Genomic DNA, 11,487 nt, shown 5'->3' on the forward strand with positions numbered 1-11,487 from the left:
GGTCCCCGGTCTTCCCCCGGTCGTCCGCTCCCCGACACCGTCTGTCGACCGCGGCGTTGCGGCCAGCGAGCCTGGCGAGGATCAGAGGTGGTCGCGCGCGGGGCKGGCGGCGGGGCCGGGCTGGGTGGTGGCGCAACGGGGGCAGACCACCGTGGCGGCGGCCGCCGGGGCGGAGAAGCGGTGGGCGCAGGCGCCGAGCCAGCGGTGCGCGAGCCAGCGGTCGGGGACGAACCGGCTCACCGGCCAGGGGCGTGGGCCACGGGCGGCGCAGGTCAGCTCGGTGCCGAGCGGCGGCTCGTCGTCGACGACGCGTGGGTGGACCGAGGCGCAGATGCCGCAGACCACCTCGGGCGGCGACGCGACGAACGTGGGGTCCCGGAAGGTCGCGGAGAAGATCTGGACCTCGGCGTGATGCGGCGTAGGACCCCCGCACGTGTCGCACTGGATGTACCGGATCGGCGTCGACTCGTCGCCACGGGTGTCCCGCACGAGGGCGACCAACGCGGACAGCATGCCGCGGCCGGCCGGGTCGACGCGGGCCGGGTCCTGGTCGTCACTGTGTCTGGGCCCCACACCTCCATGGTCGCCGACACGAGGCCGTCCGGTCGCACCGCCCGGCAGAACGCGTGGCGGACTCCTCCGGTCCCGGTGCCGGTCGGGCGGGGAAACCTCGCCGCGCGGCCATCGGGACCGCCGCGAGCCCAACCGGTCGCCGGGGCGGCGGCAACACCCCCGGTCGCGCGAGAGGAACGCGGACCCGCGGCGAGCAGGACATGTGACGCTGTTGCTCACCGCGCCGGCCCGCCGCCGGCCCCCGCCCCGCCGTCGACCCCCGCCATCCACCGTCAGCCGGTGGGGGCCTGGCGGCAGACGGCTATCAGTCCGCTCGCGAGGAAGGGCGCGAACAGCCTGGCGGCACGTTCGGCCGCCAGTGCGGTGCGCGCGCGGCCGGGCATCTCTCGCTCGGAATCCTCATAGGGGTGGAAGGCGACGACCTGCCATGAATGCCTTTCCAGAACGCTGACGAGCGTGTACCACGAATAACGGGAGACGTGTCCTGGATGCGCCAGCTCGCGGCCGGTCAGTGTGGCGGCGAGATTCATCAGCCGGAATGCGTTCGACGTGGTGACGACCATCGTCCCGTCAGGTGTGGTCAGAGCACGCAGGCCGTCGAGGAAGGCCCCGACGCTGTCGACGTACTCGATCACCTCGCTGACGACGACGAGCTCGGACGGGCGGATCGCCGCCCTGGCGACATCGGCCGGGTCACCGCAGTCGATCGCATGTGCCTCGTAACCCGCGGCCCTCGCCTCAGCGACGCCCTCCACGTCGATGTCGACACCAACCAGGTCGCGCGCGACGCCGGCCAGCCGGGCGTGCAGCCAACGGCCGTCGCGGCGTGCGACGTCGCGCATGGTCGCGTCGGCGAACCCGACATGGGTCACCGCCCGCCCGGCGGCCGCGCCGAGCAGGAACTCGTCGCGGTCCACCACGCGCACCCGCGGCAGTCGGTGTGTGGTGACGAGCGCCTGGTCACCCGCCCGCCCGGTCCTCGGCTGCGTGGGTACCCACGCAGCCGCCGTCCGGGCATTCCGTGACCCCGGTGTCACCAGCGCGTCCGCCATCTTTGGACTTCTTCCGGGAATTGTCGTCGCTTCGTCCATCACGACTCCCTCCGTACACCGCCCCCGCAACCCTAGGATTTACCAGGAAACCAGCGGAGGGCGTCGCCAGGAAGAAGTCGCGCGTTTCGCCGGCCCGCCGCCGCACTCCCGGCAACTCCGGCAAGGCCGGTAACGCCGGTAACGCCGGCGAACGGACCTCCAGTGCCGCGCCCGGCCCGCCAGCCGGTCAAGGACCTGGCCGGCTGCGCCATCACTCACGCAATGGCGCGAGGTCGCGCGGACGCGGCCCGGCGGCGGGCGTCAGGCGCTCAGGGGGCCGATCAGAAGTTGGCGGACGTCGGTGGAGACRCACGCTGTGACGCCACCGGCCAGTCCGACCGATACGGTGCCCGCTCCGCCGGGAGGTGTCACCTCCAGGGCGGACGCCTCCCTGGTCACGTCCGAGCTGAGGCAGCCCTCCTGGATGCCCGGCTGGGTGATGCGCAGTACAGCCGTCGCCGTGCCGCCCGGCGCCAGCAGGACCGGCCCTGGCATGGGCCCGGAGTCGTCATGGTCCGCCGGCGCACCGAACTCGGCCCCGCCGGCGTCGGCGAACCGGACGCCGGGGAAGCCGCTCAGCTTGCAGGCGGCCGGGCTCGCGTTGGTGAGCACCAGCTTTCCGTATACCTGTCCGGCCGCGCCCTCGATGTCGTCGAACTTGCCGGTGAGGGCGCCTGCCGCGCAGACGGCCGCGGCCGCTACCTCCTCGGGCGCGGCACTGGATCCGGCCACGGCCGCCGGCACGCCGGGACCGCCCCGGCCGGACGCCGAGGGGGCGACGGATTGCGCCGGCCCTCGCGAGCCCGCTCCCGACGAGCCCGCGGCCACGGTCGCGGAGCTGCCGCCGGCCATCGTCGAGCCGCACCCGGACCCGACCGCGACCAGCCCGAGTGCGACCGCGGCTACCGCGGTGGCCTTCGCCCTTCCGGCGCGGGGCGCCCCGGCATGCCGCCGGCATGCCGGCGCCCTGACCCGATCCGTCCGCATCGCGGGCTCCTTGGTCTGGCAGGCGGCAGCCTTGTGACCTGCTGCTGACGCACCGCATTCAAATACTGACGGAAATGACCGTAGCCAGCGAGCAGCGGCCAGGGAAGCTCTACACACCGTAGGGCGCGTGTCGCACCTAGTTCCACGTTCCCGCGGTTACGTTCGCGGCCCCGACCGAGACAGCGGAACGCCGCGTCAGCGGCGCCAGCGAGCCCGCCATGACGGCGCCGCGGCGGGCAGCAGTACGGCCGCCGTGATGTTGTCGCCGGCGCCGGCGGCCCCGGCCCGACCGACGAGGGCTCGGCCGACCGCGGGAGCGTCGGGAGCGGACCGCCCGTCGCCGCGCAGAACGGCCCCCACCACTTCCGGGAAGGCACGGCCCAGGTAGTCGGGCACGCCGTCGGAGACGATCAGAACGGCGTCTCCCGGCCGCCGGTGGCGGCGCTGGACGGACCGGTCCTCATCCTCGCTCCCGCGGGTACCCGGGCCGAGGAACTCGGACGGCGTGCTGATTACCCGCGGGCGGCCTCGACGCACCAGCGCCGTCAGCGTGTCACCGTAGCCGATCGAGAAGATCGACTCGTCGACGGCGAGCACGAGGCCCAGCGCGGTGCGCGCAGGCTCCGCGACGTCCGCCACGCCGTCCACGGCGGCCGCGGTGAGCGCGCGCACGAGTCGGGCGCCGCCGCCGCGACCGGCGGCCCCTTCCGCTGGAGTGGCGAGCAGGTCGGCCGCCGCGGCGGCCAGCCCGCGCAGGGCCGCGGTCGAGGCGGCCGAGCCGCCGTGGCCGTCCGCCACCGCGAGCAGCAGCCCGCCGGGGCCGGCCGCCAGCAGGACGCCGTCCTCGTTGGGCTCGACGGACGGCACCGCCTTCGGCATCCAGCCGGCCGACAGCGCCGCGCCGAGTGCCGCCGGGTCGCCCCGAGGGCCATCGATGCCGTCGACGCACGCCGAAATGCCGGCGATGACCGTCTCGCGCCGGGTCGGATAGTCCGGGCCCAGCAGCAGCACCGAACGGACCGTCGACGCCGCGCGCGGGGGACGGGCCGCCACGTCGGTCACGTGCTCAGGGTCGGCACGGCAGCGCTCGCGCCGACGGCCGGCCCACCGACTGGCACCCGCTCCGGCGCGGCCGACAGACCCGCGGCGGCGCGCAGATGYCGCTCGACCCGGTCGAGCAAGGCGGCCCGCTGGTAATGGGTCACGTAGTACCGCCGCGCGGCGGCACCCATCGCCGCCCGCTCGGCTGGCCCTAGCGCCGCCACCTTCGCGATCGCGCCCGCGAGCGCCACCGGGTCCTCGGCCGGTACCGCGATTCCGCCAGCCGCCGAGACCACACGGGCCGTCGCACCGCCGGCCGATGACACCATCGGCCGGCCGCAGGCGAGGAACGACTGCACCCGGCTCGGAACCGTCAGCGCCCACACGGGGTCGCGGCGCAGTGTCGTGACCAGCACGTCCGCGTGTGCCAGCAACTCCGGCGTCCGCTCGAGCGGGGCACGTCCCAGCAGGTGGACCCGGTCACCGAGGCCCCTTCTGCGCACCTCGTCCGCCAGCCACCCAGCCCGCTGGCCGTCGCCGAGGACCACCCAGCGCACCCGCGCGCCATGAGGATCCCCTCGCAGTCGATCGGCCGCCGCGACCAGCGTCTCCAGCGACTGGCCGACGCCGAGGTTGCCGGCGCACATCGCGACGAACCCGTCGGGGATTCCGGCCGCGCGGCGGACCTCCGGGTCGGCCGGAACGGGGCGGTAGTGCTTCTCCGCCCAGTTCGGCAGGTAGTCGAGCCGGTCGGCCGGGATGGCGGCCTCACGAAGCAGCGGCAGGAAGTCCTCGGACCGCCCGAGCACCCGGGCGCAGCGCCGGTAGCCGGCGCGCGCCGTCCAGTCGAGCAGAGTGAGTACCCGTTCGGAGCGGACCGTGCCTGTCGCGTACTGGCTCCACGGCCACAGGTCCTGCACCCACAGCACCACCGGAGTGCCCCGGACCTGCCTCAGCAGCAGCGCTGGCACCAGCGTCACCGGCGAGATCTGGTAGACGAGCACCACGTCGGACGGTGGCAGCCGAGGCGCGCCCAGCACGCTGGCGCTGGCCGCGAAGGACAGGTGGCTCAGCGCGAGACGCCATGGCTCGCCGCCRCCGCGCGAGGCCAGCGGCACCCGCACCACCTCGACGCCCTCGTACCATTCCCTGGCCGAGCGCCGGCGACCCGCGAACGCCTCCCGGTCCGGGTAGCCAGGCTGCCCGGTCAGCACCGTCACCCGGTGGCCTCGCTCGCGCAGACCAACGGCGAGGTCGTTGACCCGGAACCGCTCAGGCCAGAAGTACTGGCTGACGATCGTCACCCGCATCGGTTCGCCCTTCCTCGAGGCGCCATGCGTGTTCCGGCCGCGCGGGCGGCGGGGATGAGCCGTCCCGGGCTCCTTGAGGGCCTGGGTTGGCGCGGCCGAGCCGCGGAAGCCGCGGCGCCGGGTCGATCGTCATCGGCTGGTCTTGACCGAGCTGTCCTCATCGAGCCGCTGGTCGGGAACCCGGTGGCGGCCAGACGGTGCCGTTGCGGATCGGGCCGCCGAACGCCCGTAGCCGTAGCCRTAGCCGTAGCGCCGCCCGGACCCGACCGACTTGTTGAAGACGTAGCCGAGCACCGGCGTGCCGACGAACTCCAGTCGGTGGCGGGCCTCGGTGAGTACCCGCAGCGGCGTCCCGCGCCCGACCACCAGCACCACCGCATCGGCCTGCGAGGCGATCGCGGCCGCTTCGCTGGCCGCCAGCAGCGGCGGCGAGTCGACGATGACGACGTCGGCGTGGCTGCGCAGCCGGCCGACCGCGCGGCGGAACCGGCCGGTCCGGAAGAAGCTGGCCGGGTCGTCGAGCGCCGTCCCGGCGGGCACCACGTCGAGCGCCTCGGCACCGTCGAGGTCGAGGTGGCGCACGGCGGCGCTTACCGACACGTCGCCGCCCAGGTCGGACAGGCCCGGCTCGTGGGAGACTGCGGCGAGCCCGGTCAGCCCCCGCATCCGCTCGTCACCGTCGACGACCGCCACCTTGCGATCGTCGCGCGCCATCGCGATCGCGAGGTTGAGCGCGGTCACCGTCTTGCCATCACCAGAGCGTGGGCTGGTCACCGCGACAACGCTGCCGCCGCCCTCGGCGGCAAGCGCGAACCCGATGCTCTCCACGAGGAAGTTGTAGGCCTCGGCCGCCGGGGACGTGGGTTCGCGCGCGGCGGGCAGCGCCCGCCCGCCGGTGGAGACGGCGAACTCGGGGACGTCACCGAGCAACGGGACGCCGAGAATGGCCGCCGGGTCCTGCTTCTCGTCCGCCTTACGGCGGAACTCATCGCGCCACCACACCGCGGCGGCGGCGAGCAAGAACCCCAGGAAGGCGCCTACGACGACCGCGCGCAGCGGCCTGGGCTGCGCCGGCGCGCTCGGCGGGTTCGCCTGCTCGAACATCTGCACGCCGTCGCCGTACGTCGCGGTGTCCACCGCGATCTCGTCAGCCCGGCTCTGCAGCGTCAGCAGCTGGGTGGCCGCGGCCTGCCTGGCGGYGGACAGGCTCGGGTCGGCCGGGCCCTCGCCCGAGTTCAGCTGCTCGTCCAGGTCGCTGATACGTCCGCGCAGGTCGGCGATCGTCTGGTCGAGCTCGTCGGTGGTGGACTTCGCGTTCGTCTGGGTCAGGTTCCGGATGGTCTGGCGGTAGGCCTGGCAGACGGCATTGGCCACGGCGGCGGCGCCCTCGGCCGTCGGGTCGGTGGCGGTCACGCTGACCTGGTCGAGCTGGTCCGAGGAGGTCGCCTGCACGCGGCCGCGCAGCTGGTCGACGGTGAGCCGGTTGTGAAGGAGCGAACGGGCGGTCGTGAGCACCTCGGTGGAGGTGAGATAGCGCGCCTGGGAACGGACATACCGCGACGGGTCGCCGATAAAGCGGTTGTTGTCGTTGAACACGCTGGAGATGCGCGGGTCGTTGAGAAGCATGGTCGCGCTGCTCGAGTACAGCGTCGACTGGAGCGAGGCGAACAGGAACCCAGTCGAGCCGAACAGGATGGTCACGACAAGTAGCAGGTGCCATCGCCGCGCAAGCAGCGCGAGCAGGCTCCGACCACTGCGGGCAAGATCGCCCCGAGTGTCCGCGGTGGGGTCCGTCTCCACAGRCTCGCTTCTCCTTTCCGTGGTGGCACGTGCGACCGACACCGGCCACCCGCCACCTTGGTCTCTCCAAGAGAGCAATCGACTACCTGGAGTGACAGTACGGTCGTTGTGTCGAAGCCGGGGGAGGCGCGCCGAAGGCCCCGCCGCACGCAATGGATGGCCACATTCCGGGCTCGAATACCAATGCCATGGGGTACGGCTTCGAGCGGCCGATCAATTACCAAATGGCAATATGTGTCGACCAATGTCCAACAAGTGCGCGAACGGCGATCGTCGATATTGACGGTATGCCTGCGCGCGCCAGTCGCCGTGGAGCACGCCGTGGCGTTCGCCGGTCTCCGCGCGCCGGTGATGGTTCAGGACAGGATCCCAGGACGCTCGTACCAGACCGTCCGGCGGACGTTGTCGACGTAGCTCATGATGATGTGCAGAACTCGCCGCGAGACGTCGTCGACGTCGTAGTCCGTGACGATACGCGGGTGCGACCGGTTCGGCGTCGTCATGAGCTCGACCGCGGCCAGCACCCTGTCCGGGTGCAGGACGCTCGACACGAGCACGCCGTGGTCCATACCCTCGGGCCGTTCGTGCGCCGCCCGGATCATGACGGCGGGAAAGCCGAGGAGCGAGGACTCCTCTGTGATCGTCCCGCTGTCCGAAACGACACAACGGGCATCGCGTTGCAGCGCTACGTAGTCGAAGAGGCCGAACGGCTTGCAGAATCGCACCCGTTCGTCGAGCGCGACCGCCGCCCCGTCGCGGCGCAATTCCTCCAGCCGGTCGCGGGTGCGCGGATGCGTGGTCACGATGACCGGAACCTGGTACGTGACGGCGAGCCGGTCGAGCGTCACCAGCAGGGCGCGCAGTAGTTCCGGCTGGTCGACGTTCTCCTCGCGGTGCGCGCTGACCACCATGTACTCGCCGGCGCGCAGCCCCAGCACCGACAGGATATCGCTGCGATCGATACCCGGCCGGTAGTAGGTGAGAACCTCATTCATCGGCGAGCCGGTCACGAACGTCCGTTCCGGCGGCAGGCCCTCGGCGAGCAGGTGCCGGCGGGCGTGCTCGGTCAACGGGAGGTTCACGTCGCTGAGGTGGTCCACGAGCCGCCTGTTGATCTCCTCAGGTACACGGTCGTCGAAACACCGATTACCCGCCTCCATGTGGAAAACGGGAATGTGGCGCCGCTTCGCCGGGATCACGGAAAGACAGGTGTTCGTGTCTCCGTAGAGGAGAAGGGCATCCGGGTTTTCCGCGGCCATCACCGCGTCCGCCCGCGCGATTACCTGCCCGATCGTCTCGGCGGCGGTGGCGCCGACGGCGTCGAGGAAATGGTCTGGCTTGCGGACCTCCAGCTCCTCGAAGAAGAGCTGGTTCAGCTCGTGGTCGTAGTTCTGACCGGAGTGGACGAGGCAGACATCAAGGTGCCGCTCGAGCTCGGCGATCACCCGGCTCAGCTTGATGACCTCCGGCCTCGTGCCCACCGTGATCATGACTTTCAGGCGGTCGAGCGACATCGGCGCCTCTCCCGAATACGTCGGTCCGGTGCGGAAGGTGATCAGGCCGCCAGGCCCGCACGGCTGCGGCGGGCCAGCTCGGCCCACTCGGCGTGCCCGAGTGGCAGCACGAACCGCTGGCCCTCAAGCCAACTGGTTGCCTGCGCCTGGCCGAGCAACAGCAGCTCCGGGCGCCGGCTCGCCGCCGCCACCGGAGGGAAGACCCGGCCCACGGGCTCCAGCGCGCGCAGGACCGCACGGACCACCCCCGGCGGCAGCGACCAGATTCGCCGGCCCGGCGCGAACGACCCGTAGAGCGAGCGGACCGTGTGTCCCTCGGACGGGTGCGACACGATCAGGGGCGGGTCGTCGGCTGTCACGAGCGCCGCGAGCGCCGCCGCGACGTTGCCGATCAGAGCCACCGGAACCGGCTGGTCCCCTCGTCCGCTGACGACCAACGGGAAACGGTCGCACCACCGGGCGAATGCCCGGGTGAGGTCCCGTCCCGCTCCGTGCACCGACGGAGGCCGAAACAGAATGACCGACAGCCGGCTGGTCCCGGCGAGGCCGGTGAGCAGTCGTTCCCCGAGCGCCTTCGCCTCCGCGTACGGGCTGACCGGCGCATACCGCGGCCTGTCATCGAGGACCCGGATCCTGCCCTGGACCGCGGCGGTGCTCACGTGGACGAGCCGAGCGACCCCGGCACGTTCGCAGGCCAGGCCAAGGACGAGGGGCCACAGCGCGTTCGCGCCGAACAGCTCGGGCGTCGCGGGCGCCGCCGCGTCCGGCAGCCCGGCCGCGTTGACGACGACGTCATGCCCGTTCAGCGAGGCGGCCACGTCGTCGACGAGGCTGGCGTCGACAAGTCCAGTCCTGAGCACCCCGTCGAACGTCGTATCGAAACCCGACGCCGTCGATGAGCCTGTCTGCCTGGCCGCAGCGTCTCCGGCGGCCGTCGCCGCGAGGAAGTCCGCCAGTTCGACAACGCGGGTCGGCCTGGCGCGCAGCCGATGGGCAGGCAACGGCGTCACCTCGTCGCCTGAGGCGGCGATCGCCTCGGCTACCGCTCGCCCGACGAACCCGGTGGCGCCGAACACCACGACCTTCGCCATCCAGCCGCTCCTCTGATCGTCTCGGGTTCCCAGCGCGGACACACCCACAACCCTGCTACACAGAGTAGTTGTCAAATTACACTAGGCCACGAAGTCTGAGATCCTCGACAGCCCACGCCGCCGCCGGCACCCTGGCCGGTGGCCTCCGGCCACGACTTCCCGGTCGGTGACGTCAGCCGGCCCACAGACCGCCTGGCCGCGGCCGCGTGCCACGCGACCGACCTGCGACACGCTTCCCAGCGAGCCTCGGATTGACAGCCAGCTGGCCTACGCTCGATCACTGATAGTAAAGATTCGGTGACACATCTGCGTGTCCCGCCTGGAGGTCAAGGTGCGATGAGCCTGCGGACGATTTCCCCACCCAAGGTCGACGGCCGCGAACAGTCCCTTGGCACCGCGGACGGGACGGACCCGCCACTCGTTGACCGCGCGGTCGACGCCCTGGACCCGACAGCCCGGGAGCCGCGGACGACCGCCGTCATCGTGCACTGGGGACCGACCGAGCCGACCGTGGAACTTGCCCGACGGCTCGACGAGATGTCCACGGTGACGGACGTGATCGTCGTCGCCAACGATGGAAGTACCCGCCCGGGCGATCTGCCGGCTGCCGCCAACTGGCTCGTTCCCGAGGCCAACCTCGGGTTCGCCGGCGGCTTCCGGTTCGGCGCTGACGCCCGGCAGGACACCGACGTGTACCTGCTGCTCAACAATGACGTGCTGCTGCCCGAGCGGACGGTCCTGGCGTGCCTCGATCTCGTTTCCCGCGAAGGCGTCGGCATCGTCGGCCCCACCCTGCTCAACGCGGACGGGATTCACCCCGGAGCGGACCGCCTGACTCCGCTGTTCACGGTGCCGCGCCGCCGTCGCCGAGGGCGCCCCGAGCCGGCGGACGTCGTGTTCGTGCCCGGCGCGATCCTCTTCGTGCGAGCCGAGTGCCACCGCCAGGTACCGATGGACACCCGTTACTTCCTCTACTACGAGGAGACCGACCTGGCGCACCGCGCCGCCGCCGCCGGCTGGCGGGTCATGGTCAGCCCCTACCAGGCCTGGCACACCGGCGGTGGGACCGTCCCCAGCAACGCATACGCGTACTACACGGTGCGCAACCGCCTCTGGTTCGCACGGATCCACGGCCACCCCTGGCGGGCCCGCGCCGTCGCGCTCTGGCTGGCATTCMTCGCGCTTCCCCGCTACGCGGTCTCCGACCTGGTACATGGACGCGGGCTTTCCCGCTGCCGTTCGTATGGGCACGGCCTGGTGGACGGCGTCGGACCGCTGCCGCCGGCCGACTCCCCGCTGCCGGACGAGCCACGACCGACGCGCTGGGGACGCGCCGCGGCCCCGACAGGACGGCGGACGACGTCGGGACCACCGGCCTGATGGCCGCCTACGCGCATGCCGTGCGGCGTTGCCTGCGTGGCACGGCGCGGGTCGCCTCGTGGACGAGGATCATCCTGCTGCGGATGACACAGCCGGGGGTCCGGATAGGGTTCGATTCCTTCCTCGGGCCACGCTGCGTGATTCTCTGCGCCCCACGCGGGACGATGATCATCCGGGGAGCCGTCCTCGCCCGCGACGTCCATCTCGAGGTCGAGGACGGAGCACTCCTGGACCTCGGCGCGGACTTCGTCGGTCCCCACTCCGTGGTGGTCGCCCGCCGGCAGGTGGTGATAGGCGCCGGCAGTCTGCTGGCGGAGATGAGTGTGGTCCGCGACCAGGACCACGTGGTCGCACCCGGAGTCCCAGCCTCCGCGATGCGGTTCGCGGCGTCACCGGTGAGGGTCGGCCGCGACGTGTGGCTGGGGGCCAAGGCCACCGTCCTGCGCGGCGTCACCGTCGGCGACGGCGCCATCGTCGGAGCAGGTGCGGTGGTGACCTCCGACGTGGCCGCCGGCGCCCGGGTCGGCGGCGTGCCGGCGGCCCCGTTGCGGTCCTCTCGTGYCGGCCAGGTCGCTGGCGGTGGTGAAATMGACGTCCCGGCCAGGGCTACCCGGACCGGCGTCCCCACGCCACGCCCCACACCACAGACGCGCTAGTCCGGGGCGGTACGGAACTCGGCTCTGCCCTCGCCATCACAGGT

At 72.2% G+C, this 11,487-nt stretch carries 10 protein-coding genes; 2 read left to right on the plus strand and 8 right to left on the minus strand.

Annotated features, from left to right (window positions below; genetic code table 11):
- Positions 1-81 precede the first annotated feature (81 nt).
- From BCD49_RS07550 to BCD49_RS07585, 8 genes are all read right to left on the minus strand, one after another.
- A complete protein-coding gene (locus tag BCD49_RS07550; protein WP_071041309.1) occupies positions 82-573 on the minus strand; it encodes a hypothetical protein in 492 nt (163 codons plus the stop codon).
- Between the two features lie 272 nt (positions 574-845).
- A complete protein-coding gene (locus tag BCD49_RS07555) occupies positions 846-1,625 on the minus strand; it encodes a methyltransferase domain-containing protein (RefSeq protein WP_051466160.1) in 780 nt (259 codons plus the stop codon).
- A gap of 300 nt (positions 1,626-1,925) precedes the next feature.
- On the minus strand, positions 1,926-2,651 hold the full coding sequence (locus tag BCD49_RS07560; RefSeq protein ID WP_007511810.1) for a DUF4232 domain-containing protein: 726 nt from the start codon (positions 2,649-2,651) through the stop codon (positions 1,926-1,928).
- A gap of 195 nt (positions 2,652-2,846) precedes the next feature.
- Positions 2,847-3,713: a protein phosphatase 2C domain-containing protein gene (locus BCD49_RS07565; protein WP_007511807.1), complete on the minus strand. Its 867-nt coding sequence runs from the start codon at positions 3,711-3,713 to the stop codon at positions 2,847-2,849.
- A complete protein-coding gene (locus tag BCD49_RS07570; protein ID WP_007511805.1) occupies positions 3,710-5,002 on the minus strand; it encodes a glycosyltransferase family 4 protein in 1,293 nt (430 codons plus the stop codon). The genes BCD49_RS07565 and BCD49_RS07570 overlap by 4 nt, the downstream gene beginning before the upstream one ends.
- A gap of 129 nt (positions 5,003-5,131) precedes the next feature.
- A complete protein-coding gene (locus BCD49_RS07575; RefSeq protein ID WP_071041310.1) occupies positions 5,132-6,802 on the minus strand; it encodes a tyrosine-protein kinase domain-containing protein in 1,671 nt (556 codons plus the stop codon).
- A 356-nt stretch (positions 6,803-7,158) separates the two neighbouring features.
- Entirely contained in the window at positions 7,159-8,316 is a 1,158-nt protein-coding gene (locus BCD49_RS07580; protein WP_007511801.1) for a UDP-N-acetyl glucosamine 2-epimerase, read from the minus strand.
- A 41-nt stretch (positions 8,317-8,357) separates the two neighbouring features.
- Positions 8,358-9,407, minus strand: coding sequence for an NAD-dependent epimerase/dehydratase family protein (locus BCD49_RS07585; RefSeq protein ID WP_007511799.1), 1,050 nt, complete (start codon positions 9,405-9,407; stop codon positions 8,358-8,360).
- A 336-nt stretch (positions 9,408-9,743) separates the two neighbouring features.
- On the opposite strand from BCD49_RS07585, the gene BCD49_RS07590 reads away from it, so the two are divergent.
- Together BCD49_RS07590 and BCD49_RS07595 are read left to right on the plus strand one after the other, a co-directional pair.
- The gene (locus tag BCD49_RS07590) at positions 9,744-10,787 is read left to right on the plus strand and encodes a glycosyltransferase family 2 protein (RefSeq protein ID WP_083401328.1); all 1,044 of its coding nucleotides are present in this window, start codon (positions 9,744-9,746) and stop codon (positions 10,785-10,787) included.
- Positions 10,787-11,443, plus strand: a complete 657-nt coding sequence (locus tag BCD49_RS07595) for an acyltransferase (protein ID WP_083401329.1) — start codon at positions 10,787-10,789, stop codon at positions 11,441-11,443. Before BCD49_RS07590 ends, BCD49_RS07595 begins: the two co-directional genes overlap by 1 nt.
- Positions 11,444-11,487 lie beyond the last annotated feature (44 nt).

The organism is Pseudofrankia sp. EUN1h (genome assembly GCF_001854645.1).
Classification (GTDB): Bacteria; Actinomycetota; Actinomycetes; order Frankiales; family Frankiaceae; genus Pseudofrankia; species Pseudofrankia saprophytica.